The organism is Ruegeria sp. AP12 (genome assembly GCF_056540025.1).
Window position 1 is genome coordinate 263,426 of record NZ_JBQFVZ010000004.1, and the last position, 25,866, is coordinate 289,291.

The window sequence follows — 25,866 nt, forward strand, 5'->3', positions numbered from 1 at the left end:
GGCAGCGTCGCGTACCGCAACATGACAATTGTCAAGTGGCGCAGGCTTTAACAGAGCAGACCCGCGCCCAGTTTGATATAGCTTAAGGACAGGGTGATCTGGCCGTGCTTGAAGGGCGGCGGGAAAGACACGGAGTATATTCATGTCGCATGAGCCACAAAAGGCAATCGCGCGCCAGTCGCTGCTGCTGCGCAGTTTACCGGATCAGCATGTGGAAACACTGCTGAGCCACGCGATCTGGCGTCAGTATGATCGGGGTGAGACGATATTTTTGCAGGAAGAGACGGCGCAGGCCGTTCACGTGGTACTGGCCGGATGGGTCAAACTGTTCCGCATGACCCCCACCGGCGCCGAGGCGGTCGTGAGCGTCTTCAAACGCGGCGACAGTTTTGGCGAGGCCGTCGCCCTGCGCAACGTGCCGTACCCGGTCTCGGCCGAGGCTGTTTCGACCTGCGAGGTGATGCATATTCCCAGCCCGATCCTGATCTCATTGATGAAAGAGGATCCCGAAATCGGAATCTCGATTCTGGCGTCAACCTTTACGCATCTGCATTCACTGGTGGCCCAGCTTGAACAACTGAAGGCGCAGACCGGCGCGCAGCGCGTGGCCGAATTTCTGCTGAACCTGTGTGATTGCGATGCCAGCGAATGTGATGTGTCCTTGCCCTATGACAAAATGCTGATCGCGGGCCGTCTGGGAATGAAGCCCGAAAGCCTGAGCCGCGCCTTTTCGCGGCTCAAGACAGTGGGCGTAAAAATCAATCGCAACCACGCCGAGATCTCGGACATCGACGCTTTGCGAAAATATGTTGAAGACGAGCCTTACAGCGGGAAGTCCTGGTAAGCGGATTTCCCTCGCGGGATCGGGATTACCGAACTGAGTCACCCAATCTATTTGCCGTCATCTTTCAGTGCCGCGACCTCTGTGCGCAGTTTCTTCACCTCAGCCAGCAGCTCGATCACGTTCCTGTCGACGATGTCGGTTTCACTGCGGACCAGCTCGCGCAGGCGCGAGAATTCCTGGCCTGCTTCGTCTTCAACCGCCGACTGCATGGTGTTGACCAGCAGACCGATGAACAGGTTCAGAACCGAAAACGCGGTGATGACGATGAAGGGCACAAAGAAAATCCAGGCGATCGGGTGTTCTTCCATCACCGGTCGCACGATGCCCATGGACCAGCTTTCCAGCGTCATGATCTGGAACAGCGTGTAAAGAGACCGCCCCAACGTTCCGAACCATTCCGGGAAATCCGGTCCATACATCAGTGTTGCCATGACCGCGAAGACATAGAACACAATCGAGATCATGATGATCACCGCGCCCATACCCGGCAGCGCGTCCAAAAGGGCTTTCACCACGGCCCGCATCTGCGGAATGACTGACAGCAGACGCATCGCCCGGATGACGCGCAGCCCCCGCAGGGCGGACAGGCCCTCGCGTTCCGGCAGCAGTCCGACGCAGACCACAACCAGGTCAAAGATGTTCCAGGCGTTTCGGAAAAATTCCAGCCGATAGGCAAAGAGTTTCAGCACCAATTCGGCCACGAATATGAACAGGACGATCTTGTCCAGCAGCGCCAGCGCCGGGCCGACACTGTCCTTGACCCAGTCAGACGTGGACAACCCTAGCGTGATCGCGTTGAAAATGATCAGGCCGAGAATGACATTCGTGACCACCGGCAATTCGACAAATATACGGGCTTTGTCGCGCAGGCTCATTGTCGATGTAGCTTCCACCTTACCAGGACTCCTGAAACTTGTACCGGGATGCGTATATCCAAAGCTTTGGGTCGATTGTCGATCAGATGAAAGACGCCTGACGTGGTCGTGATTGGCGGTTACCGTCTTTGGATTTCAGCAAGGGTCAATTGTGACAACTCGCTCTCGGCGTGTTGATCTTGCGAGGGTTGCAACCGGTGTGCGATCCGCGCGATTGGGTCATTCATGATGATGTTTTTAACAAGTATACAGGCGTTGCGCCTTTGGGTGATCAGGCGACGGTCCTCGGTTTTGGGGGCTGCGGCCCTGGGTTTGATGGTGGCTTGGGTGGGCGGTACCGCGCTGGCGCAGACTGCATCCAACCTTGCCCCATCCACTTTTCAGCCGCAGAATCAGCGCAGCACGGGGCCGGTCACCGTTGCCCGCGATCCCGGAGCCCCGGCACCGGCGGGTGCGGATCAGTTGTTTGTCACAATTGGGCAGGTTGAGATCGAAGGGGCGTTGCCTCAGCTATCCGGCGCGAATGAGGCCTTCGTCGAAAACCTGCGCGGGAAGCGTGTTGCCGTATCCGAGATATTCGGTGCCACCCGACGTTTGGAAAACGCCTATACAACTGCAGGTTATGCGCTTAGCCGCGTGGTCCTGCCGCAGCAAACCCTGCTGGATGGTGGAACGTTGCGGATCGTGGTGATCGACGGTTTTGTCGAGCGTATCGATGCATCCCGCGTTCCAGAGCCCGCCCGCGCGCGGGTTCAGGCGGTGACAAACCCGCTGATCGGACAGCGCGGTATCCTGCTGAACGACATCGAACGCGCCTTGTTGCTGGCCGGGGATACCTTTGGCATCCGTTTGTCTTCAACCCTGTCACAAGGCGACAGCCGGGGCGGCACTGTTCTGACGCTGGACGGTGAGTTTCGCACCTTCACCGGGTCTTTCGGGTTCGACAATTCCCTGTCGGACACGCTGGGACCGGTCAATCTGAATGCAGGGGTCGAGGCCAACGGCCTGCTGGGTCTGGGTGAGACCTTCTATTTCCGCGCGGGCGGCGCGCCGGATCGGTTTTTCTCGACCGATTCGCAATATCGGATTCTGGCCGCCGGGGCGGTTATCCCAATCGGGATCAATGGTCTGACCTTCAACGCCGAGGTGACGACAAGCGACACCCTTCCGGACGCGGATCTTCTGCCCAGCAGCAGCAATTTTGACCGCCTGTCGCTGCGGCTTTTCTATCCGTGGATACGCTCGCGCCGGGTCAACCTGTCGTCGCAGCTTGTTCTGGACCGGGTAAGCGATTCGCAGGATCTGGTCATCGGCGCGGCGTCCCTGCCGATCTTTGAAGATGATCTGAGCATTCTGCGCGCCTCGCTGGACGGCACGTGGCAGTTCGAGAACGGGTCAGGGTCGCGGCGCTTGTGAATGATGATCTGGTTTCAAAGATCCGGGCGGTTCTACCGCATGACAAGATCCCATTCTTCGAACGGCTCGCAAAGTCCAAAGGTGCAGGACCGCTGAAGGTCGAGCATGAAGACCTGCTTGAACTGGCAAAAAATGCGCTGACCAAAGAGGATATGTCCGACGCCCTTTCAAAGATGGGCGACCTTAAGAAGAAAACCGCCCGGCAGGCTGAAATCCTCTATGATCTTGCGCGATTGAAGCAGACGTCTGATTTGAACCACCACGATCAGCAGAAACTGGACCAGATCACATCAGATTATCTCAAGGATCAGGAAGACCGGCGGAACAACAAGGACAGGGCCAAGGAATTTGCGGCCATGGCCAAACCGCTGAAAGATGAACTGGACGCGATGCTGCGCGACAAGGTCAGCCTCAAGCGCATTCTGGACAAGTTCAAAGGCCATTCCCGCGTCGATCCCGAAACCTTTGATCTGTCCCGGCTGCGGGATCTTCGGGATGAGCTGACGGTTCTGGAAAAGCGTTCGATCACCAAGGATGAATTCGCCAGGAACAAAGAGCGTTTCAACGACCTGCAACAAAGCATGGACTTCATCCGCAGCGAGATCACCGGTTTCCGGGACGACCTGGCGCAGGGTCTGACCACCTATGCCGAACGGTGCATCGGAACCCTTCAGGATGCCGCCGATTTTGTTCGGAACGATTTTGTCGGTCAGGTCGATGCGTTGAAAGGCGACGGGCAGAATGTGGTGGATCAGGCGGCCTTGCAGCGGTTTGCGAACAACATCTCCTCGCAACTGGTTCTGCAGGGTCTGAAGACCCATACGGACATCATTGCGGACCGGGATCAGGATCTTGCCGCCCGCAAACAGGCGCGCGAACAAGCCCTGCGGCAGGTGCGCCCGCTGCTGGCTCAGATCCGGGGCAATGCGGGCATTCAGCATTACCTCAACCACCCGTTCCCCAGCGTTCAGAACAAACTTCACATCGCCGTTGCCGAACTGACCCAACTGGAAGTCCGGCTGCTGCAACTGGCGTCCTGAATTTGATGAGACCGGCATAAAGACCGGAACAAGGAATAGACATGGCTTTTACAGACATTCAGATCAAATGGCTGGAAACCGCGCAGGGCAAGGCCGAAGACTTTGAAAAAAGCGCCGAGGCGACGGCCCAGAAAGCGGCGGCTTTGGCCGATATCCTGACGAAACTGGATGCGGACAAGCAGGGCATCAAAGAGGCGCAGGATTTCAAGGTCTCGATGGCGCGTCATGCGGGCGTGTTCAAACTGCCGGGCAAGGGCAAGATGGATTGGCTGAACGGCAAGATGATGTCCGAGGTGGACAGCTATGCCGACCTGCCAGACGCAACCGGTGTCACCCCCGAGGTGATGAAGGCGGCAAGTGAATCGCTGGCCAAGATTCTGGACCGCCAGCACGAGATGCAGGACAGCGGCCTGTTCAGCGACGAAGACATCGCCCGCGAATTGTGGGCCCCCCTGGTGCGCGAGGGCATCATCCCGTCGAACATCGTGCCCGACGCCTACAGCGAATTCAAAAAGATGTTCGACGGTGCCTCGGAAATATACGATGCCAAGCTGGATGAATATTCCGACACCGCCTCGAAATTCGAGGATGTTTTCAGGGTCATGGGCGTTGCCAAGGACACGATCACAATGGCCTCGACCATCGCCGCGTCCTCGATGACATTTGCCGAATTCGACATCACCAGCAGCAGCCGGGCGGATGGGCGCGAATTGGAGGCCAAGAACGCCGCTCTGGGTGCAAAGCAAAACGCGCTGATCGACGATACACGCACCAAGCTGGAACTGCCGGACGACGCAGGCACGTTAACCGTGTTGGCAAAGGCAAAGGAAAACCCCGAACTTGCCAGCGTCGTGACCGAGTTCAACGACATTGACGCCGCCCGCGCCGCCCTGTCCGCAGAGCAATTTTCCGATCCGCGCTGGGTTGCCGGGAAACAGTTGCTTCGCGTGGCCGCCACCAGCCTTGCAACGACCAGTCTGACCGTTACCGAAAAGGGCGTTCGCTTTGCCGAAAAGCCCGAGAAAGACGTGGGCAAAACCCTGCATTTCGCATCCGACGCCGCAAATGACGTGCTGAGCGGTGTCGTCACCGCCGCACTCAGCGCGGCGGCCACTGCGGACCGGTCGCAGAATGAAGACAGCGGCAATACCCATGATCACCGTCAGGGCTTCAGCGCCGGTCAGGGGGCCTTGGCGGCCCTGATCAACGGCAACAAGCTGGCGGACAAGATCCTTCTGGCCGCGCAGGCCAAGACGCCCGAGGCGCGCGAAAAGGCGGTCATGAGCATCCTGTCATCGCTGGGTGACACTCTGGCCGAAGCCGCCGCCGCCACGAACCAGGTGGGCGGCGAGGTAAATTCGGGACTGGCGGATTCCGATCTGACCAAGCACCGCGACGAAAGCATCGGCAGTCATGAAGTCGACAAGGAATTCGACGAACGCCCTTATCTGTCCGGGGTTGTTTCCGAAAGCATCCGCGCCTTTTTCATCATGACCGCAAACGTCGGCGGTGCCTGCAAGGAACTGGCCAAGCCGAACCCGGATTTCAAACTGCTTGCAGGTCATCTGACCGCCGGTCTGGCGCATATCGGGGCCTCGTCCGCGACTGTGAATGGCGAGATGGCGCTTTACCCGGAAAAGGCCTTGCTGTCGGACTCGGAAACCGAGGATTTGCAGGACAAGTCCATCGAGGAACTGTTGCAACAGCGGCTGGATGTGTCCGGTTCAGCCTTCCAGCTTTCTCCGGGCGAGGCGGGCTTTGCGCCCTTCAGCTATGCCAGCTATTTCGCCGACGTCAATTCGTCGATCAAATCGATGGTCGAGGCGCTGAATGAAAACCATGCCAAACCGGGGGCCAATGAAGCCATCGCCCGCAAGACCAAAGAGGCCACTGAAAAGCTTGAAGCCGAAAAGACCGGCAAGGAACTGGACGCGCTGAAAGCTAAACTGGCCGACAAGGGCAGCCGCGAAGAGTTTCTGGCCAGCATCGAAGAAGAGGCCGATGCCGAGTTTCAGCATCTGAAGGACGTAATTGCCGCCGCCAACCCGCCTGCGGATCCGCAGGATAAGGCGGCGGTTGAAAAATCGATGAAGGCGGTGGATGCGCTGATCGCTGATATCAAGGCGTCGGAGATGAAGATCAAGCTGATCGAGACCATTGCGGCCGGTGGCACCAAGGTTCTGACCCGCCTGTTCCCGGTCACCGGTCTGGCGGATTCGCTCCGCCAACTCAGCGTCGATGCTGTTGCCCTGTTGCGGAAAGGCGATGAGCTGAACACATGGCGCAAGAACGCGGCCCTGGCCTCGGCCAGCGGGTCGGTCTATGAGGCTGCGGTGAAGGAACGGTTGGAAAACTCCAGCGTTCAACTCAGCCAGAAATCCTTCAATGCGTTCTTCTCGGTTCTGGGGGTTGTGTCTCAGGGCACGCGTCTTGGGGATGTAACGGGCGCGGCAACGGGCATTGCGGCGGGAACCTCGATGGCCAAGGCGCTGACGGATTATGGCTATAAGATGTATGATCAGGCCAAAATCCTGCGGGGCTGGAAGCTGTATGTCGATGCCCGCAACAATCCCGGAAACCGCAAGGCGGCCAGAACCGCGATTGCGTGGAACTCGACCCTGGCCAAATGTGTTCTGGCCTATGGCATCGCCATTGTCGGGGATCCCGTGGCCGCTCAGGTCGGGCGGAACTGCGGCCTGACGCCGGAAATCCTGGCCTCGGACAAGGATGTGTGCCTGAAGGTGGTGAAGTATTTCGAGACGCTTTACAGCGAAGACCCCGTGGTCCTGCGCAGCGTCCCCAAAGTGTCGGACTGGCATCCCGGAACCCCGGATCTGACGCTGACCTCGTGGCTGAAATTCAAACGTGCCGCCGCAACCAAGGCCTATCCGCGCCTGTCTAAGGAGAGTTGCCTGACACCGGACATCGATACCCCGATGAAAGCGTTGCACGGCCTGTGCAAATCCGATCCCTTCAAGTTTGAAGAGATCATCGAGGCCCTGCCCGAACAGGAGAAGCCGCAATTTGCCAAGGACGTGCAAAAGCATCTGCAAGACCTGCATGGCGGGCTGTCGGCTTACCGGCCCAAAACATCGAAGCCGGAAAAGCCCGAGGACCAAAGGTGGGAGGAAGGTGCCCGGCATTACGCCATGGAGGATGTGGCGGATGCGCTAAAGGCGCAGGTGTCGCTGATCCTGCGCGAAGTGAATATTCACGCGGGTCAGCCGGAAACCGAGGCTGCCTGAATTCAAACATCACGCTGAATGAAAAAGACCCGGTGAGGCAGATCATCGGGTCTTTGCATTTCAGCGGTCAGGTCGGGTCCTGATCAGACCGGGGATCCTTGTAGCGATTAAGGTCAAAGAGTCCGGCCTGAATCGGAGCCTGCCGCAGAAACTCGGCACTCATCCTGTCGCTGAGTGCCCAGAATTCGGGGCTGGTTCTGCGGATGCCGAATTGGGTGACAAACGCGATATAATCCAACTGGGACCGGATGGCGGTCATGCCGTCGATGAATGCAGGTAGCTCATCTGATTGGACGCGGAAAAAGAAATTCGGATAGCTGCCGAAGAACCCCGGAATGATCGTCAGCACATCGGCGGCAGGGTCGCGCCGGGCGGCCTCGTGAAACAGGAAGGCCACGTTGTCGTGGGCCTTGTCATGCGCGAGGGTGAAATACGCGACCTCGTCATCCGGGCCTTCCAGCGCAAGCACGGACAGGTCGGGCAGGTAGCGGACCCAGTCGCCGCGCTGACTTGCCAGCGCACGCAGGGCGCCGTCTGTTCCCTGCGCGCAGGTGTCATTGGTGCATCGGTTGATCGGATCCTGCAGGGGCCATAACCCGTTGCCGCGGGCCAGTAAGGTCTCGAAGAACTCCTGCTTCGGGGTGTCGGTCTTATACGCGATACCCGTGGGGAAGCTGTCATCGACCCGGCGCTGGTGCCAATAGGTGTGCACCTTGGCCAACGCGCCCCGGTACCAGCTGTCGTGCATCTGCCGCCGGTCGTCTTTGGGCATGAAGGCCAGAAACGTATCTTCACCCTCCATCCGCAATTCATCCATATACAACCGAGTGGCGAGTTGGTGTTCGACCCGGCCGAACACGTCATAGCCTGCAACGAGGTCATAATAGATACGTTCAAAAATGGGATAATCGATCACCCAGGCCGTTTCCGGAATGTCACCATGCAGGCCCGTCATGGCCGAGGCATTGTCGAAGTGACGAAACACCGTGATCAACGCGTTGGGGCTGGTCCCGTCCCCGTCCCAGATGGCGTCGTACCCGAACCCGGTCTGATGCGCCGGGCTGTTGCGGTATCGGGCGTCTCGGAACTCAAGATATCTGATCTGGTTTTGGTGCGAGAAACCTTGCAGATCGCCAAGCGCACCATCGTCCACCTTTGACACCGGCAGATCGAGCGCGGCGGCACCGTCCTGCAAGTAGCTGGGGTCAGTAATCGACAGATCGGCGTCGGGGTCCAGAAAGCTGACCCAGAACCGGTCTTCGATCACATCCACTGCGGTTTCGCCGTGACAGACCGGGCCGCGAATGAAACTGCGGACGAAGAACAGCGCCTCGTCCAGCAGAAACTGATAGCGGCTGCGGGCGGGTATCCGGGCGAATGCGGTGAAGGGATCGCCGCCTTCGACATCTCCGAACGGGGGCAGGCTGTCCAGCGTCCAGTCGGGCGTCAGAAAAAGTTGGCTGTAGCGCTCCATCCGTGCGGGGTTCAGCGCGTAGACCAGATGTTCTTTATGCACGATGGTTTCGGTGATTTGCTGGAGGCGGTAAAAAAACCGGTCGCTGCCCGGATCGTCGAAGGGACGTCGGGTGGCGATTACGTCGATCTCTTGCCCCGAAGGCGTGGTGGATCGCACCATCTGAAAAAACAGCCTGTCCGGCCCGTCGCTGAAATGCAGCCGCGCCAGAAAGAGATGTTCATAGAGATACCTGCTCATCAACTGGTGGCGCAGATCGTCGGAGTTCAGAAACGCCTCCCACGCGGTAATCTGGTCCGCAATATCGTCAGGGATTTCGGTGGTTGCGGCTGGCAGGGCATCACCGCTGCGCGCCCAGGTGATCAGCGTTTCATATTCGGCGTCGTTCAGCGCTGCGGCGGCGTAAGGCATACCGGCAAGCGGGTTTGTGTCCCGGTATTGGGCGAACTCACCGGGCGTCGGACAGGCCAAAGCGCGATCCAGCGCGAGGCCCAGAACCTCGGGCACCGGCCCATCGGCAGGCAGCGGGTTCTGGCGACCGAGTTCGAGATACCGCTCTAACAGGCTTGGACCATCTGCTGGTTCTGACGGGTCATCCATGACCGGGTGAAACCCCAGCGCACGCCATTCGGGAACCGTCTGGGCATCGATGCCAAGGCGTGTGGGCTGCGCATTTTTCAGCCGTTCGGTGTGATAAACGGCCAGCTTGCTGCCACCGCGTGCCAACCCCTCGGGCGAGGTGAGTTTCAACTGGCAGGGGGCGTCATAGCAGCTATGGCAGACAACGCAGCGGTGATCGACGATGCGTTTCACCTCTTGCGGGTTCGGGGCAGTCTGGGCGTGCAAAGGCAGGCTGAGCAGCACAAACAGAAGGGCGCAAAGTGCCGTGATCCTGCATGTCTGGCGATATTCGGTCATCCCTTCCCCCTGCTTCGGTCCGAACGCTGTGCCCAAGCTTGGCCCGCCCTGAGCGGTTTGTCGATGCTTGGATGAGGTGTTGAATCCCCTGTGGCCCAACGGCCCACAAACACGGGGAAACGGATTGCATTTAGGTCAGTCGAAACCCCTGCGCGCGGATATAGTCGCCAAATTCTTCGCGTTCCGGCTTGCCGTACTGCCGGGTCTTGTCGTCGATCCACGTATAACCCGGTTTCGTACTTTGGTGATCCGGGTCCCTTTGGCTGGCGTAGGGCTGCGCAACCGCGCGTTCCTGCGCATAGGTTTCAATCGCCTCCCGCAGGTTGGTTTCGCGGTATTCATCCTCATGACATGTCACGCGCAAGGGCAGTCGCTTGGAAATGGGGGCAGGGGATGCCGGATAGCCCAGTGCCAGACCGGCCAGCGGGAACACATGCTGCGGCAGGTTCAGTAGGTCGCTGACCGCCCGGGCCTGATTGCGCACCGCGCTGATCGGGCAGCAGCCTAGCCCTGTGGCCTCGGCCGCTGTGACAAAGGCCCCAAGCGCGATGGCGGCGTCCGCGACCGCGTTGAAGAACGCATCCAGATGATCATTGGCAAAAGGGGTCTCTGACCAATCATGCAGTAGCCTCTGACGTCGATTGTTGCCGCAGAAGATCAGGATCATCGGGGCACTTGCAATCCAATCCTGACCGGGGATCAGTTCGGCCAGTTTCCGGCGCTGAGAGGGTGAGCGCAGCAGGATGATATCCCGCTGTTGCAGGTCGCTTTTGGTCGGCGCGGCCAAGGCAATGGCGCAGAGTGTTTCCAGCAGGTCAGCGGGAATGTCCTGATCGCGGAAACTGCGGCACGACCCTCGGGCCGCTATGGGGTACAACGGCGCTGCCGCATCGGGCACCGTTTCAGGCGCATCCGAGAACCGGGCGCGCAGGGCGGCTTGCAGATCGGAAGTTGGGAGATCGGCCACGGCGGTACCTCTTTTGAAACTATTTCTAACACAAAGCTTAAGATTTTTTCGCGTTCATTAAGGCAAACTGTCGGTTAAGCTTTGATCCAGCCATACAGCATCTGGACACGCTTGAGTATGAATTCAGCGGTACAGCTAAACATTCGGATCGAACGGGGCGCGGATCGCGTTGATGCGTTCAAGGTCCCGGCCCACGACAATCAGACCGTGCTGGACGTTGTCTCGTGGATTCAGCAGAACGCTGACCCCACGCTCAGCTATCGCTTTGCTTGCCGCGTGGGGATGTGCGGGTCCTGTGCCATGATGGTCAATGGGGTGCCGCGCTGGACGTGCCGAACCCATATCTCAAAGGTGCTGGATGGGGATGGCGTCACCATCGGCCCGCTGCGCAACCTTCCGGTCATCAAGGATCTGGTCGTGGACATGGATCCGTTCTTTGACAAATGGATCGCGGCCGAAGGCGTTCACCATGGCACATCGACGCGCAACGATCCGATTACTCCGGTCGACGAAACCTCCCCCGAACGGGCCACGGCCAATGCCGGGATCGAGTGTATCAACTGCGCGGTCTGCTATGCGGCCTGCGATACGGTGTCGGCGCATCCGGATTATCTGGGACCCGCCGCGCTGCAACGGGCCTGGACCCTTGTGAATGACAGCCGGGATGCCGGGCGTACCGAGATACTGCAGGCAGCCTCAGGGCAGGGCGGGTGCCACAATTGCCACTCGATAGGATCCTGCGCGGCCTACTGCCCGAACGATCTGGACCCGATGTCAGCAATCGCCGGTCTGAAACGCGAGACGCTGAGATCCTTGTTTCGAAAGGGACGCTGATGCTGGATTTTCGCCTTTACATGCTGCAACGGGTGACGGCGCTGGTGATGGCCCCGCTTGTGCTGGGGCATCTGGCGGTGATGATCTACGCCATTCAGGGCGGGCTGACCGCTGCCGAGATTTTGGGGCGAACGCAGGGTTCGCTGATCTGGTTCCTGTTCTACGGGCTTTTTGCTGTTGCGGTATCCATTCACGGGGCCATTGGTCTGCGGGTCATTGCCTTTGAATGGGGTGGCCTGACGGGTCGGGCACTGGACGTCTTTATGTGGGCGACCGGGCTGGCGCTATTTGCTTTGGGTGCACGCGCGGTATGGGCGGTCACGTTTGCGGTGGGGGCCGCGTCATGAGGGCGGCGCGCGGTATCCAGTCTCGGGCCCATCCGCTGTGGCTGGCCTATATTCTGCATCGTTTGTCCGGGATTGCCCTGGCGCTGTTTCTGCCGATCCATTTCTGGGTTCTGGCCATGGCGCTGACCGGTCCCGCGCGGTTGGACGCGGCCATGGCAATGACCGAGTCCGGCGCGGTGAAGCTAGCCGAATTCGGCCTCGTCTTCCTGCTGGCCGTGCATATGTTCGGCGGCCTGCGCCTGATGGCGCTGGAATGGCTGCCTTGGCGCCCATCGCAGAAAACACTCGCAGCCGGGGCGGCAGCGATGTCGTTCCTCGTGGCCGGGCTGTTTTTCATGCGGGCGATTTAGCGATGCGGCACTCCGAGATCGACCGGCACGATACCGACATTCTGATCCTCGGCAGCGGGGGCGCGGGGCTGTTTGCCGCGCTGCATGCCCAACAAACCGCGCCCGAGGGCACCAGGATCACCATCGCCGTCAAAGGCTTGATCGGGAAATGCGGCTGCACGCGGATGGTGCAGGGTGGCTACAATGTCGCCTTGGGTGGCGGCGATACGGTCGAGCGGCATTTTATGGACACCATCCATGGCGGTAAATGGCTGCCCAACCAAGACATGGCGTGGCGGCTTTGCGAACAGGCGGTGGTCCGCATTCGCGAGTTGGAAAACGAGGTCGGGTGTTTCTTTGACCGCAATCCCGACGGCTCGCTGCACCAGAAAGCCTTCGCCGGTCAGACTGCGGACCGAACGGTTCACAAGGGTGATCTGACCGGGATCGAGATCATCAACCGGCTGATGGAGAAGGTGCTGGCAAGCGGCGTCGAAAAACTGCAGGAACATCGCGCAATCGGGCTGGTCCCCAGCAAGGACGGCGGCGCCTTGTCGGGTGTTCTGATGATCGACATGCGTACGGGTCGCTTCCGTTTTGTCCGCGCCAAATGCGTGTTGATGGCCACCGGCGGCGGTCCGACCATGTACCGCTATCACACCCCATCCGGGGATAAGACAATGGACGGGCTGGCCATGGCGCTGCGCGCGGGCCTCCCGCTGCGCGATATGGAAATGGTGCAGTTTCACCCAACCGGCCTGCTGGCGGGGGATCATACGCGGATGACCGGCACAGTGCTAGAGGAAGGCTTGCGGGGCGCGGGCGGGCAATTGCTGAACCACGCGGGTCAGCGGTTCATGTTCGACTATGACCCTAAGGGTGAGCGGGCCACGCGGGATGTGGTCAGCCGCGGCATCTATGCCGAGATGCGCAAGAATAACGATCCGGGACAGGAGGGGGTGTTTATCTCGATGTCCCATCTGGGCCCCGAGACCGTGCGCCAGAAGTTCAAAGGCATGGTGAAACGCTGTGCTGACAGCGGCTTCGATCTGGCGGCTGGCAAGGTCGAGGTTGTGCCCACCGCGCATTATTTCATGGGCGGTGTGGTTGTCGATGTAGACACGCGCACGGCAATGGAAGGATTGTATGTTGCGGGTGAGGACGCCGGGGGCGCGCATGGGTCGAACCGATTGGGCGGCAATGGCGTGGCCAATTCAACGGTTTATGGCGGTATTGCAGGGGATGTGATGGGCGCGGATGTAAGGGCCATGTCCCTGCGTGAGCCCGATGAGGCAGCCCTGACCGCCGAGCTTGACCGCGCCACCCATCCTCTGTCACGCAAACCCGACCTTGTTCTACCGCTGCGCAAACGATTGCAGGACCTGATGTGGGAGGATGTGGGCGTGATGCGCACCAAACCGGGCCTGACACGTGGCCTGCAAGGGATTGCGCAGGTGTCCGACGCGCTGATGGATGTGGGGGTCGAGGGCAGCAATCTGGCCTTCAACCTGACCTGGCATGACTGGCTGAACCTGCGCTCGCTTTGTGATATATCCGAGGTCATCACCCGGGCCGGGCTGGCGCGCGAAAACTCTCGCGGGGCGCATTACCGCGAAGATTTCCCCGAGCCGGGCGCGATGGAAGACAGCGCATTCACGGTTGCCAAACAGGTCGATGGGGCTGTGGAAGTTTCGCAGGAGCCTGTTCAATTCACAATTGTGAAGCCCGGAGAAACGATCCTGCCAAAGGGCGAGCCCGAGACTTTGGTGGCGCAGTAGCAGAAGGTGAACACATGGATTTGCTAAACACCGTTTGGGAGTGGCTTTCGAAAAATCAATGGTTCGTCGCGATCCTTGCTTCGATCGTCGTTGCCTATCTCACCGCGCATTACCAATCGCGGCACGAGCATGTCAGAATACGCGAAGAGTTGAAGCTTGAAACCTCGACCGAGGCGGCGATCATCCATTTGCTGGATCGCCAGGGCTGGGAGTTGCGAAGCTTCTACACCATCAAGTCGCATATCCGGGGGTTCGAGGATGACGAGCTGCGCCGACTGCTTGTGCGGTCCGGTGCCATCGCATTCCAACAATCCCCGTCCGAGCGCGACGCCAACGACCCCCATAGGGAAAACCCGGATAAACTGGAACGCTGGGGGTTGCTTGAGAAGAACACACATCGATTGGTGAAGAAAACATGATCCCCATTTCTCTTATCCAATCCACGGCCGAAACGCTGATGGACAAGGCGGCGATTGAGATCCCGCAAGATTACCTCGCTGGGCTGAAAGCGGCGTCAAAGACCGAGGATGGCGATCTGTCGTCATTTGTCCTGAAAGCCATGCTGGAGAACTACGAAGCCGCGAAAGAGGACCGCCGGGCCATGTGCGGCGACACCGGCGTGCCGCGCTGGTTCGTCAAACTGGGCAATGAGGCGCAGGTCGAAGGCGGCATGGTTGCATTGGAAGCGGCTCTCAGGCGGGCAACGGCAAATGCCACAAATGGCGTGCCTTTGCGCCCCAATAGGGTGCATCCTTTGTGGCGCACGGATCACGACAACAATGTCGGTATCGGCGCGCCCGAGATTGAATACGGGTTCGAGCCTGAAGGCGCGTGGATCGATCTGATCACCGTGCATAAAGGCGGGCTGTTCGGCACAGATTACCGGATGCTGTTCCCCTCGGACGGGATTCAGGGGATCAAGCGCTTCTACCTCGACAGCCTGATGGCCTTCGGGAAACGCGGTCTGGCCTGTCAGCCTGCGATTATCGGGATCGGTCTGGGTGGGTCCAAGGATATCTGCATGACGCTGGGCAAACGCGCCTCGACCCTGCGTGTGGTGGGCAGCCGCAATTCCGACCCGCGCATTGCCGAGATGGAGGATGAGTTCAAGGAACTGGGCAATTCCATCGGTATGGGCGCCATGGGGTTTGTGGGCAAGAACATGGTGATCGATTGCAATATCGAGGTCGGCTATTGCCACACTGGCGGGATGCCCATGTCGGTCCACGCGTTCTGCCTGTCGTCGCGCCGGGCCGTCGCGCGCATCCACGCCGATGGCCGGGTCGAGCACCGCACCGACCCGGATTGGTTCACGCCGTATCAGCGCCGCGAAACGGTGGACTGGGACCCGGTGCAGGAGGCCGCGGAATGAGTGGTAATTTGGACTGGCATTCTGCCCCGCTGAGCGACGAAACCGTCATCGATGCGAAGTACCGCAACACTCAGAACGTCAGGCGCTATTTCAAAAGCCGCTTGGGTGAGGATTTTAAGATGAACCGAAAGTTCATGGCGTGGATGAAAGACAATTCCGGCAAAACCCTCAAAACAGCCTGCGGGGTTTGGCGTGACATGCAAAACGAGACAAGCAAATGAGTTTGCGCGAGATCGAGCTATCCACCACCCCATCGGAAGAAGACATCGCCGATCTGCGGCTTGGCGACATCGTGTATCTGACCGGGCTGATGTATACCGCCCGCGAAGGTGTCTATATGCGCGCGCTGGAGGATAAGGCGAATATCCCGATGGAATTGCCCTCGGACAGTGCTGCCAATTTTCATTGCTCACCTGCGGCGCGGATCAATGCGGATGGGTCCTTTGACATGGGCGCAGTAACGGCGACCGCGTCGTTTCGCTTTGCCAAATGGTTGCCGGAATGGATTGCCAAGACCGGGGCGCGGTTGATCGTTGGCAAGGGCGGGATGTCCTCGAAGGATTACAAAGAGTATTTCGTGCCGAATGGTGCCGTATACCTGTCCACCGTGGGCTACGGCACCGGAGCATTGCTGGGGCGCGGTGTCGAGAATGTCGAGGCGGTGCATTGGAACCAGGAACTGGGTCTGGCGCAGGCGATGTGGGTGATCCGGTGCAAGCGGATGGGACCATTCATCGTGGCCTCGGACATGAACGGAGACTGTTTGTTTGAACGCGAAAACGCCAAGATCGCCGAGACTATCGAACAGGTCTATGAGGGCACGAAACCAGCCGTCATGAAGCGCTACGGCGAAAGCGATGATCGCCGGGATGAAGTGATCTAAGGCCGCTTTACAGTGACCCGTACAAGTCCAGAACAGTTTGCGTTGCTGGTCGGGCGCGCATGGCTTCGTTATGTGCGGCCAGTTTGGGATAAGGGTCCAGCGACAGATCGGCTGCGGCCATCCAGTGTTGCAACAGGAAGAGATACGGGTCGCAAAAGCTGAACTGTGCGCCCATCGCCCAAGGGGTCAACTCCAATTGTTGTTCCAACAGCTTCGCTGAGGCCGCAAGATTGCGTGGCGCGACGCGACGCATATCCTGCCGCGAGGCGTCCTGATCGGCCCACCGGCTGCCGCGTTTGAGGTGGGCAAATCCGACATGTACGGTCGAACAGAGATAGGCGCAGAGAGATCGCGCCTGTGCCTGCGCAAAGTCGCCATCGGGCATCAGACCCGCCCTTGGATGGGTGGCCGCAATATATTCCAGAATGGCTGGGTTTTCGGTCAGAAGCCCCTCGGGCGTTTCCAGAACCGGGATGCGCCCTTTTGGGGTTTTCCGCAAGAAATCCGGGCTGCGATGCGCCCCGTCGGGAATTGAGATTTCGACCGCCGTGAACTCTGCCCCGGCCTCGACCAAAAGGATATGTGCGGCCAGCGCGGAGGAGCCTTTGGAATAGTAGAATACAAGCATCCCGGTCGGCCCTTTCTATTGGTCTTGCGTTTGGACTATAGAACCTCGCTTGCCATTACGCCCAGCCCCACCAGCAGCGTCAACAAGATCAAAAGGCGTCGGAAGCCTGTGTCGCTGAGGCGGCGAAACACCATGATGCCGATTTGCGCCGCGATCAGGCCGCAAGGGACAGTCACCAGCAGCGCTTTCACGGCCGTGCTGTCATAAGCGCCTTTCAGGAACAGCAGGAAAATTGTGGTGCTGAGAATGGTCACGTTGAACGGCTGCAAAACCGCGCGCGTCTCGGATTTGGTCCAGGGCCGCAGCGACAGCCACATGGCCGGGATCGCGCCCGAGACGGCGGCGGCCCCGCCCAGAATGCCTCCGGTCAGGCCGACCCCGGTATCCAGCCAGGGCGTTCGACGCTCGAACGCGGGAAGGGTCGCGCGAAAACCGAAATAGCCGCCATAGAGGATCAGAAACCCCGCAACGCCGATCCGCAACGTGCTGGCGTCGATCTGGTTCAGCAGTGCAAGCCCAATGGGCACCCCAAGCAGGCCGGGCACGAAAAAGCGCAGCAACCTGCGGGGCTGTGCCAGAATGTCGGCCCGAACGATCCACAGCCCCTGAAGCCCCGCCAGAACCGACATGAGGGCGACAATCGCCACGGCGGTCACCGGGGGCAGCACGACGAGGTAGAACCCAAGCGCAAACAACGCGGTTCCGGTGCCCGCAAGCCCGTTGATAAAGCCACCCGCCGCCGCGCCGAGGATCAGATAGAAAACCGTTTCAAATGTCATGCGCAGGCGTGTGTCCGGTGCTTTTGGATGCAGCTATCACGCCGGCCAGCGCATTGAAAAGCGCATCCATGGCCCGCATCTTGCTTTGGGTCTCGGGATAGATCAGACCCAGCGTCCGGCGGGGCGCATCGGGACCAAGCTTTAACCGGTTGAGCGGCAACGGATCCATCGGCGGAACGGCAAGGTCCGGCACGATCGAGACGCCCAGATTGGCCTGAACCATGCTGGCTATGGCCTCAAGCCCGTCCAGCTCCATCGCCTCATTGACCCGGATGCGTTTCGACAGGATCCAGTTGTCGATCAGCGCCCCGACCACGGCGCTGCGGTTGAAGCGGATAAAGGGTCGGATCTTCAACAGGGTGATCGGGTCTAGTTCGGGTTCCTCCAGCGAGGCGATCAGTTGCATCGGTTCTTCGACCAGCTTCCGGAAGATAACGCCCGGCGGCATGACGGCGGGCTTGGTCACCAAAGCCGCATCCAGATTTCCGCGGGCCAGGTCTGCCAGCAAAGCGCCGGTCAATCCGGGTTTCAGGTGTAATCCCATGCCGGGATGATGCGCTTTCAGCTGCGCCATGGCCTGCGGCGCCAACCCGGTCAGCGTTGTACGCAGAACGCCCAGCCGGATCACGCTTTGCAATTCGCCTTCCTGCATCACCGAAGGCACCAGATTGTCGTAATCCGCGATGATCTTGCGGGCTTTTTCGACGATCTGATGGGCAACAGGGGTCAGTTCCGGCGTTCTTGTGCTGCGATCAAACAGTGCCACGCCCAGATCCGCCTCAAGCGTCTGCATCTGCTGGCTGACAGCGGCATGGGTGACATGCACAACGTCCGCCGCCGCGCTGAAAGTTCTTGTGTCTGCAATCGCAACAAGGGTGCGCAGCATTCGGATCGTCACGGTCGGTCCCTGCAAGCTGAGATCAAGGCGTGTTGGCAGCGTACTCTGTTTGACCTGACTTCACGATGCCTAACTGCTATCGCAACCCTTATCCCGCAACAGTGACTTGTCGTTGCACACCCAGCCCGGCAATCCCGGCCTCTAAACGATCGCCGGGTTTCAGGTAGGTCGGTGGCGTCTGACCCATGCCCACACCCGGAGGCGTGCCGGTCGAGATGATATCACCGGGTTGCAGGGACATGAATTGCGACAGGTGTGCGATCACCGTGGCAACACCGAAATGCATCGTCCGGGTCGAGCCGTCCTGATAGCGATGGCCATTGACTTCAAGATACATCGGCAGGTTCTGAGGGTCCTGCACCTCATCCCGTGTCACCAGCCACGGGCCGATGGGGCCAAACGTGTCCGCCGACTTGCCTTTGACCCACTGGCCCGAGCGATGCAGTTGAAAGTCGCGCTCGGACAGGTCGTTCACCACGCAATAACCCGCCACGTGGTTCAAGGCATCGGCTTCGGAGATGTATTTGGTTTCTTTGCCGATCACGACGCCCAGTTCGACCTCCCAATCCGATTTCTCTGATCCGCGGGGGATTTCGATGGCGTCATTCGGCCCTGCAATGGCCGAGGTTGCCTTGAAGAAGATCACAGGCTCGACGGGCAGGTCCATGCCGGCTTCGGCGGCGTGGTCGGCGTAGTTGAGGCCGATACAGATGAACTTGCCAACCTGACCGACGCAAGGGCCAATGCGGGTGCCCGCGTCCACCGCTGGCAAACTGGTCGGATCGATTGCGCGCACCCGGTCCAGTTCTGCGTCGCCAAGCGTTGCCCCGGCAATGTCATCTACATGACCGCTGAGGTCGCGGATTGTGCCATTGGCATCCAGAAGGCCGGGTTTTTCAGCGCCTTTTGGCCCGTGACGTAAAAGCTTCATGCTGCGCTCCTTCTTGGCTCAGGTCGTCCGGAAGCTATTAGTGGCGCAGGTTTCGCTGTTTGTATAGCGGCTGGTTTTCACCGGAAGGCAGATCAATAAGCACCCGGCACCGACGGGAGAAATCAGTGCCGAGTGACGCGTCAGCGGGACGTTACAACGTGGCTTGGTCTGCCAACCCCGCCTCTTGTGCCAGCCGGGCTGCTACAGAGGCCACGGCCAGATCTTGCAGACCTACGCCGGTGCCGTCGAACAGGGTGATCTGGTCATCGCTGCTGCGACCCGGATGGGTTCCGTTAATCACGGCCCCGATGGGCGTGATCTGATCCTCGGTCAGGGTACCTGCTTCAACGGCGTGCTGCGCCTCGCCGATCGAGATGGATTGGGCGACCTCATCGGTGAAAACCGTGGCTTCGGTGACTAGGGCCGCGTCGACCTCTTGCTTGCCTTTGGTGTCTGTGCCCATGCAGGCCAGGTGCGTGCCGGGTTTGATCCAGTCTTTCATCAACAGCGGCTCGAAAGCCGAGGTGATGGTGATGATGACATCCGCCTGCGCGCCAAGATCCTGTTGCGAGACGGCCTCAAATTCCAACCCGAGCTCGGTCGCGACCGCGCCCAGACGCGGCAGCATTTCGGGGTGGGGGTTCCAGGCGACGACTTTTTCAAAGTCGCGCTGTTCTGCGGCGGCGCGCAGCTGGAAGGTCGATTGATGACCCGCGCCGACCATACCCAGAACCTTGGCATCTTTCCGGGCCAGATGGGCGATGGATACAGCCGAGGACGCAGCTGTGCGCACGGCGGTCAGGTAGTTGCCGCCGACCAGCGCCGACAGCCGCCCGGTATCGGGGTCGAACAGAAAGACGGTGGACTGGTGGTTGGTCAGCCCCTTGTCGATATTGCCGGGCCAGTAGCCACCGGATTTGACGCCCAGCACCTGACCAGCGCGGTCGAAACCGGATTTGAAGCCGTAAAGCGCGTCGGCATAGCCGATGGCCTCGCGAATGACCGGGAAGTTATAGGCGTCACTTCGCGCCATGGCGGCGAAGACGTTTTGCACGGCGTCGAAGGCTTCGGAGCGGCCGACCAGTTTCTGGCACAGCTCTTCTCCGACGATCAGCAGGGGTTTATCTGTCATGTCTTTCATGATCCTTCCCTCGCCTCAGTACGCCTTGCCGCGCGCGGACACGGGCCAGAGGGTTTCGACCTTGCCGCCCCGCACGCCCACATACCAGTCGTGGACATTGGCTGTCGGATCACAGTGGCCGGGCACCAGATGCAGCTTGTCATTAACCGTCAGAACCCCGTCCGGGTCCGACACGACCCCATGTTCGTCCGAGCATTTGATGTATTCCACGTCCGAGCGGCCAAAGATCACCGGCAGGCCGCTGTCGACGGATTGCGCCTTTAGCCCTGCATCTACGATGGCTTTGTCTGCCTTGGCGTGGCTCATGACGCTGGTCAGGATAAAGAAGGCGTTCTCCCACTCTCCCCGGTCGATGCGGTTGCCGTTTTGATCAAGGATGCGGCCATAATCGGCATCCATAAAGGCGTAAGAGCCGCATTGCAGTTCGTTATACACGCCCGAGGTGCTCTCGAAGTAGTATGACCCGGTGCCGCCACCGCCGACGATGTCACACTCCAGCCCTTCGGCCTTCAATCCATCCACGGCGTCTTTCACCTGCGCCACGGCGATGTCGATCTTGGCTTTGCGGTCCGCGTACAGGTCCATGTGCTGCATCGCGCCCTGATAGGCCTGAATGCCGGCGAACTTGAGACCCGGTGCCGCGTCGATGGCTTTGGCGATGGCGATGACCTCGGGCGTGGTGGTGACACCGCAACGGCCTGCGCCGCAGTCGATCTCGACCAGACATTCGATTTGGGTGCCATGACGCTGCGCGGCCTCGGACAGGTCGGCAACATTGTCGATATCGTCGACACAGCAGATCGTTCGCGCGCCCAGCTTGGGCATCCGCGCCAGACGGTCGATCTTGGCCGGGTCACGCACCTGATTGGACACAAGCACATCTTTGATACCGCCACGGGCAAAGACCTCAGCCTCCGAGACCTTCTGACAGCATATACCACAAGCCCCGCCCATCTCGACCTGCAGCCGCGCCACATCGACGGATTTGTGCATCTTGCCATGCACCCGGTGGCGCATGCCGTGGGCCTTTGCGTAATCGCCCATTTTCTTGATGTTGCGCTCCAGTGCGTCCAGATCCAGCACAAGGGCCGGGGTCTGGATCTCGGATGCGTCCATGCCGATGGCAGCGGGGATGTCGTAGCCGACTTCGAGTTGCTCGATGTTTATGGGTTTGTTCATGTTGTCCTCCTCAACCCTGTGCCCAGGGCAGTTTGTCCAGATCCACATTGCCGCCGGTGATGATCACGCCGACGCGTTTGCCCTTGAAGGCGTCGGGGTTCTTCAGAATGGTCGCCAAAGGCACCGCGCTGCTGGGTTCCATCACGATGCGCAGGTATTTCCAGGTGATCTTCATCGCGGCGATGATCTCGTCTTCGCTGGCGGTGTGGATGTCGCTCAGGAAGTTCGAGACAAAGTGCCAGGTGTTTTCCTTCAGCGACACTTTCAGCCCGTCGGCGATGGTGACCGGCGCGTCATCGGCGATGATGTGACCGGCCTTGAAACTGCGATAGGCGTCATCGGCCTGTTCCGGTTCCGCGGCATAGATCTTCACCTCGGGCGCGAGGTTCGACAGGGTCAGGCAGGTGCCCGAGATCATGCCGCCGCCGCCAATCGGCGCGACCACCGCGTCCAGACCGTCGGTCTGCTCCAGCAGTTCCGCCGAGCAGGTCGCCTGCCCCGCAATCACGCGCGGGTCGTTATAGGGGTGCACGAACTCGCCACCCGTCCGCGCCTGCACCTCGGCAAACACCGCCTCGCGCGAGGTGGTCGAAGGCTCGCATTCGGTGATGATCCCGCCATAGCGGCGCACCGCGTCTTTCTTGGCTTGTGGCGCGGTGCGCGGCATCACCACGTTGCAGGGGATGCCCCGGCGACCGGCGGCATAAGACAGGCTGAGCGCGTGATTGCCGGAAGAATGCGTACAAACACCGCGCTTGGCGACCTCGTCATTCAGACCGAATACCGCGTTGCAGGCCCCGCGCACCTTGAAGGCACCGGCCTCTTGAAAGTTCTCGCATTTGAAAAACAGCTGGGCGCCCGTCAGATCGTCCAGATAGGCCGAGCGCAGCACCGGGGTGCGGTTGATATGTGGCCTGATCCGCTCATGCGCTTCGCGCATATCGGCAAGGGTCAGGCAATCGGCTGTGGTCATTGAATCTAGCATCCTTGGGTCCTTACGCTGCGGATTGCATGGGATTGGCGTGGCCCAGACGGAAGTACTCCTGAGCCGCTGCAACACCGCTGCCCAACTCGATTGGATAATTCAGGTCGGCCATCGCCATTTCGATGGTCGCGAGGCCAGACAGAACCATCACATCCGTCAGACTGCCCAGATGGCCAATGCGGAAGGCCTTGCCGTTCATCTCGCCCAACCCGATGCCAAAGCTGACGCCATAGGCGTTGAAGGCGTGGTCGGTCAGGGCATTGCTGTCGAAGCCTTCGGGCACATAGATCGCGCTGACCGTATCCGAATAAAGATCGGGGGACTGCGCCACCAGATCCAGCCCCCATGCGGCGGTGGCTTTGCGCACGCCCTCGGCGAGACGGAAATGACGGGCATAGACGTTGTCCAAGCCTTCCTCGAACAGCATCTTCAGGCTTTCGCGCATGCCATAGATCAATTGCAGCGGCGGGGTGTAGGGAAAGCCGCCCGAGGCGTTGGCGTTCATCATGTCGCGGAAATCAAAGAAGGTGCGCGGCAGTTGGGCCGTTTCCATCGCTGCCAGCGCCTTGGGGCTGACGCACAGGATCGCCATGCCGGTCGCCAGCATGAACCCCTTCTGCGAGCCCGAAACCGCAATATCGACGCCCCAGTCATCAAAGGCAAAAGGCATTGAGGCCAGCGAACTGACGCAATCCACAAACAGCATCGCTGGGTGGTCACTGGCATCCATCGCCTTGCGCACCGCCGCAATATCCGAGCGCACGCCGGTGGCCGTCTCGTTATGCGTGACCAGAACCGCCTTGATCTCATGGCTCTTATCCGCAGCCAGAGTCTCGGCGAATTTATCCGCCGGTGCGCCACTGCCCCAGGGGCATTCGATGATCCGCACATCCAGACCGTGGCGCTGACACAGGTCGATCCAGCGATGGCTGAACATGCCATACCGCGCGACCAGGACGGTATCGCCGGGGCTGAGCGTGTTGGTGATCGACGCCTCCCACCCGCCGGTTCCGCTGGCGGGGAAGGTGATGATTTGACCTTCGGTTGTGCCAAACACCTTCTTGGTGTCTTCCAGCACCGGTGCGAAGGTCTGTACAAAATCCGGGGCGCGGTGGTCCTGAGTCTGCACCTGCATCGCCAGCCGCAACCTGTCGGGGATGTTCGTTGGACCGGGAATAAAGACCGGGTTCTGGTTGGACATTTTCGCTTCCTCCGCTTTGACGAAATTGTCTTATCGGGCGGGGGAAACTGCAATTTTCTCGAAAATGTTTTTTACTGGGTGAAAAAATGCCTTAACGCGTTGAAAATCAGTGCCTGCGTATTTTTTCAAAAAAGTAGCTAAAATTTCCGAAAATGAAAAAGTAACCGCAGTCATCATCTCCGACTGCGGTTTTCACCTTCGAAAAGGAAGAGATTCGGCTTGCGGTCCGTCAGACCCAAAGGTCCGAACACCCCCCGTTAATCGGGTGCATATTCCGGCAGTTTCGACAGCGCAGATTTCAGCGCGTCCCCCCACCCATCCGAGATGGTTCGGAAATAGGGATCGTCCCCTTCGAACCGGGTGCGCTGACCGGGTTCGAAACTGTCTTCGTCATAAAGAAACAGGTCGAGCGGTGCGCCGACGGACAGGTTGGCCTTGATGGTCGAATCAAAGCTGACAAGCAGCAGTTTCACCGTTTCGGCAAAGCTCATGTCGGGATCATAGGCACGCACCAGAATGGGGCGTCCGTATTTGGTTTCGCCAATCTGGAAGAACGGCGTTTCGTCGCCCGCCTCGATGAAATTGCCCTCGGGGTAGATCAGAAACAGGCGCGATGGTCCGCCCTTGATCTGGCCGCCCAGGATCAGCGTGGCGTGAAAGGCGCTGTCGGCCTGTTGGCCCGAGCGGGCGTGCTGTTCGATGACGTCGTTCAGCGTATCGGCAACCAGTTGCGCGACCTGAAACATCGTCGGTGCTTCGAGGATCGAAGGGGATCGGTCTGCGGGCACCTTGGTGCGTTCTTCCAGCAGGCTGATCGTCGCCTGCGTCGTGGCCAGATTGCCAGCGGTCAGAATGGTGATCGAACGGTCGCCCTCGACCGTCCAGTTGAACATCTTGTTGAAGGTCGAGACATTGTCAACGCCTGCATTGGTGCGGGTATCGGACATGAACACCAGCCCACGGTTCAGCCGCATCCCCACAGCATAGGTCATCTTGGTCTCCGTTACTGCTGTGCGACCTGCAATTGCACTGTCAATTGCTCGCCCGCTGCCCCAATTCTGCTTCCTCTTACCGGGGCAGCCTGCGCATAGTCCAGACCGGTTGCAACACGGACGTAGCGGCTGTCGGGGGATATTCCGTTCGATATGTCAAATCCGACCCATCCCAGCCCGTCCAGATGCGCTTCGGCCCAGGCGTGGGTGGCGTCCTGAACCTCGGTATCGCTCATCATCAGATAGCCCGAGACATAGCGGGCCGGAATGCCAAGTGCGCGGGCGCAGGTGATAAAAATGTGGCTATGGTCCTGACAGACGCCGCAGCCAGCCTCCAACGCGTCTTCGGCTGTCCAGTCGGGTTCCGAGCATCCGATCTTGTAGGTCACATGATCGCGGATCGCGGCAGACAGCGCGTGCAACCGGTCCAGCGGTTCGCCATCGGGCAGGGATTTGATCAGTGCGGCCACGCCCTTGCCGGGCTTGGTTTGATGCGTGTCGCGCTGAAACAGCCACAGCGGGATCGACCCTTCATGAGGCCCCAGAACGCCGTGGGTGTCCGAGATATCGACCACGCCTTCCGAGATCAGCGAGACGCTTTGCGTGTTAGGCTCGAAACTGATCAGTTCCACCGTGTTGCGGTGATAATCCTCAAAGCTCAGCTCTTTGCGGCCACCAAGGACTTGCGTGGTCCAGCTGTCGATTTTCTGGTTGCGGAACGACTTGGGCGTTTTCCTCAGCTGTTGCAGGCCAAAGGGCACCGGGGCGTCGAAATCGTATCGGGTTTCGTGTCGGATGTGCAGTTTCATG

General features: G+C 59.7%; 25 protein-coding genes. 12 read left to right on the plus strand and 13 right to left on the minus strand.

Annotation, left to right across the window (positions count from 1 at the left end; all coding sequences use genetic code 11):
* Positions 1-142 precede the first annotated feature (142 nt).
* Positions 143-844: a Crp/Fnr family transcriptional regulator gene (locus ACR0E6_RS13860; RefSeq protein WP_170622458.1), complete on the plus strand. Its 702-nt coding sequence runs from the start codon at positions 143-145 to the stop codon at positions 842-844.
* 47 nt (positions 845-891) lie between these two features.
* On the opposite strand, the gene ACR0E6_RS13865 is transcribed toward ACR0E6_RS13860, so the two are convergent.
* Positions 892-1,719: an ion transporter gene (locus ACR0E6_RS13865; RefSeq protein WP_480584358.1), complete on the minus strand. Its 828-nt coding sequence runs from the start codon at positions 1,717-1,719 to the stop codon at positions 892-894.
* A 228-nt stretch (positions 1,720-1,947) separates the two neighbouring features.
* Between ACR0E6_RS13865 and ACR0E6_RS13870 the strand changes: the two genes are divergently transcribed.
* Genes ACR0E6_RS13870 through ACR0E6_RS13880 form a run of 3 tightly spaced genes read left to right on the plus strand, consistent with a single transcriptional unit; the run spans position 1,948 to position 7,420 of the window.
* Entirely contained in the window at positions 1,948-3,135 is a 1,188-nt protein-coding gene (locus ACR0E6_RS13870) for a POTRA domain-containing protein (protein ID WP_480584360.1), read from the plus strand.
* Positions 3,096-4,175 carry a hypothetical protein gene (locus ACR0E6_RS13875; protein WP_480584362.1) on the plus strand — a complete coding sequence of 360 codons (1,080 nt, stop codon included), beginning with the start codon at positions 3,096-3,098 and terminating at the stop codon, positions 4,173-4,175. The genes ACR0E6_RS13870 and ACR0E6_RS13875 overlap by 40 nt, the downstream gene beginning before the upstream one ends.
* 41 nt (positions 4,176-4,216) lie before the next feature.
* Positions 4,217-7,420 carry a hypothetical protein gene (locus ACR0E6_RS13880; protein WP_480584364.1) on the plus strand — a complete coding sequence of 1,068 codons (3,204 nt, stop codon included), beginning with the start codon at positions 4,217-4,219 and terminating at the stop codon, positions 7,418-7,420.
* A 67-nt stretch (positions 7,421-7,487) separates the two neighbouring features.
* Here ACR0E6_RS13880 and ACR0E6_RS13885 read toward each other — a convergent pair whose 3' ends face one another.
* Both ACR0E6_RS13885 and ACR0E6_RS13890 read right to left on the minus strand, forming a co-directional pair.
* Complete coding sequence (locus ACR0E6_RS13885; protein WP_480584366.1) at positions 7,488-9,812, minus strand: fatty acid cis/trans isomerase; 2,325 nt, start codon at positions 9,810-9,812, stop codon at positions 7,488-7,490.
* A 130-nt stretch (positions 9,813-9,942) separates the two neighbouring features.
* The gene (locus ACR0E6_RS13890; protein WP_480584368.1) at positions 9,943-10,779 is read right to left on the minus strand and encodes a nitroreductase family protein; all 837 of its coding nucleotides are present in this window, start codon (positions 10,777-10,779) and stop codon (positions 9,943-9,945) included.
* A gap of 117 nt (positions 10,780-10,896) precedes the next feature.
* Here ACR0E6_RS13890 and ACR0E6_RS13895 point away from each other — a divergent pair, with 117 nt between their 5' ends.
* The 8 genes from ACR0E6_RS13895 to ACR0E6_RS13930 are packed head-to-tail and all read left to right on the plus strand — an operon-like array spanning position 10,897 to position 16,322.
* Positions 10,897-11,613, plus strand: a complete 717-nt coding sequence (locus ACR0E6_RS13895) for a succinate dehydrogenase/fumarate reductase iron-sulfur subunit (protein ID WP_480584370.1) — start codon at positions 10,897-10,899, stop codon at positions 11,611-11,613.
* Positions 11,613-11,960, plus strand: a complete 348-nt coding sequence (locus ACR0E6_RS13900; RefSeq protein ID WP_480584372.1) for a succinate dehydrogenase — start codon at positions 11,613-11,615, stop codon at positions 11,958-11,960. Before ACR0E6_RS13895 ends, ACR0E6_RS13900 begins: the two co-directional genes overlap by 1 nt.
* Positions 11,957-12,310: a succinate dehydrogenase, cytochrome b556 subunit gene (sdhC, locus tag ACR0E6_RS13905; RefSeq protein WP_480584374.1), complete on the plus strand. Its 354-nt coding sequence runs from the start codon at positions 11,957-11,959 to the stop codon at positions 12,308-12,310. The genes ACR0E6_RS13900 and sdhC overlap by 4 nt, the downstream gene beginning before the upstream one ends.
* A gap of 2 nt (positions 12,311-12,312) precedes the next feature.
* Positions 12,313-14,067, plus strand: coding sequence for an L-aspartate oxidase (locus tag ACR0E6_RS13910; protein WP_480584376.1), 1,755 nt, complete (start codon positions 12,313-12,315; stop codon positions 14,065-14,067).
* A gap of 14 nt (positions 14,068-14,081) precedes the next feature.
* Positions 14,082-14,486, plus strand: coding sequence for a hypothetical protein (locus ACR0E6_RS13915; protein ID WP_170622447.1), 405 nt, complete (start codon positions 14,082-14,084; stop codon positions 14,484-14,486).
* On the plus strand, positions 14,483-15,439 hold the full coding sequence (locus ACR0E6_RS13920; RefSeq protein WP_480584378.1) for a fumarate hydratase: 957 nt from the start codon (positions 14,483-14,485) through the stop codon (positions 15,437-15,439). The genes ACR0E6_RS13915 and ACR0E6_RS13920 overlap by 4 nt, the downstream gene beginning before the upstream one ends.
* The gene (locus ACR0E6_RS13925; RefSeq protein WP_480584380.1) at positions 15,436-15,660 is read left to right on the plus strand and encodes a DUF6434 domain-containing protein; all 225 of its coding nucleotides are present in this window, start codon (positions 15,436-15,438) and stop codon (positions 15,658-15,660) included. The genes ACR0E6_RS13920 and ACR0E6_RS13925 overlap by 4 nt, the downstream gene beginning before the upstream one ends.
* Positions 15,657-16,322, plus strand: a complete 666-nt coding sequence (locus ACR0E6_RS13930; RefSeq protein ID WP_480584382.1) for a fumarate hydratase C-terminal domain-containing protein — start codon at positions 15,657-15,659, stop codon at positions 16,320-16,322. Before ACR0E6_RS13925 ends, ACR0E6_RS13930 begins: the two co-directional genes overlap by 4 nt.
* Before the next feature lie 7 nt (positions 16,323-16,329).
* On the opposite strand, the gene ACR0E6_RS13935 is transcribed toward ACR0E6_RS13930, so the two are convergent.
* The 10 genes from ACR0E6_RS13935 to ACR0E6_RS13980 form a co-directional block, all read right to left on the minus strand.
* Positions 16,330-16,950 (minus strand): glutathione S-transferase family protein, encoded by a 621-nt coding sequence (locus ACR0E6_RS13935; RefSeq protein ID WP_480584384.1) that lies wholly within the window; start codon positions 16,948-16,950, stop codon positions 16,330-16,332.
* A 35-nt stretch (positions 16,951-16,985) separates the two neighbouring features.
* Positions 16,986-17,729, minus strand: coding sequence for a sulfite exporter TauE/SafE family protein (locus ACR0E6_RS13940; protein ID WP_480584386.1), 744 nt, complete (start codon positions 17,727-17,729; stop codon positions 16,986-16,988).
* Positions 17,719-18,615: a LysR family transcriptional regulator gene (locus ACR0E6_RS13945; protein ID WP_480584388.1), complete on the minus strand. Its 897-nt coding sequence runs from the start codon at positions 18,613-18,615 to the stop codon at positions 17,719-17,721. The genes ACR0E6_RS13940 and ACR0E6_RS13945 overlap by 11 nt, the downstream gene beginning before the upstream one ends.
* 100 nt (positions 18,616-18,715) lie before the next feature.
* Entirely contained in the window at positions 18,716-19,558 is an 843-nt protein-coding gene (locus ACR0E6_RS13950; RefSeq protein ID WP_480584391.1) for a fumarylacetoacetate hydrolase family protein, read from the minus strand.
* A 151-nt stretch (positions 19,559-19,709) separates the two neighbouring features.
* The gene (bhcD, locus tag ACR0E6_RS13955) at positions 19,710-20,690 is read right to left on the minus strand and encodes an iminosuccinate reductase BhcD (protein ID WP_480584393.1); all 981 of its coding nucleotides are present in this window, start codon (positions 20,688-20,690) and stop codon (positions 19,710-19,712) included.
* Between the two features lie 24 nt (positions 20,691-20,714).
* A complete protein-coding gene (bhcC, locus tag ACR0E6_RS13960) occupies positions 20,715-21,878 on the minus strand; it encodes a 3-hydroxy-D-aspartate aldolase BhcC (RefSeq protein ID WP_480584395.1) in 1,164 nt (387 codons plus the stop codon).
* Between the two features lie 10 nt (positions 21,879-21,888).
* Entirely contained in the window at positions 21,889-22,863 is a 975-nt protein-coding gene (bhcB, locus tag ACR0E6_RS13965; protein ID WP_480584397.1) for a beta-hydroxyaspartate dehydratase BhcB, read from the minus strand.
* A gap of 10 nt (positions 22,864-22,873) precedes the next feature.
* The gene (gene bhcA / locus ACR0E6_RS13970) at positions 22,874-24,064 is read right to left on the minus strand and encodes an L-aspartate--glyoxylate aminotransferase BhcA (protein ID WP_480584399.1); all 1,191 of its coding nucleotides are present in this window, start codon (positions 24,062-24,064) and stop codon (positions 22,874-22,876) included.
* Positions 24,065-24,321: 257 nt separating this feature from the next.
* Positions 24,322-25,056, minus strand: a complete 735-nt coding sequence (locus ACR0E6_RS13975) for a proteasome-type protease (protein WP_480584401.1) — start codon at positions 25,054-25,056, stop codon at positions 24,322-24,324.
* Between the two features lie 11 nt (positions 25,057-25,067).
* Entirely contained in the window at positions 25,068-25,865 is a 798-nt protein-coding gene (locus tag ACR0E6_RS13980; RefSeq protein ID WP_480584403.1) for a transglutaminase family protein, read from the minus strand.
* Position 25,866: the final 1 nt, after the last annotated feature.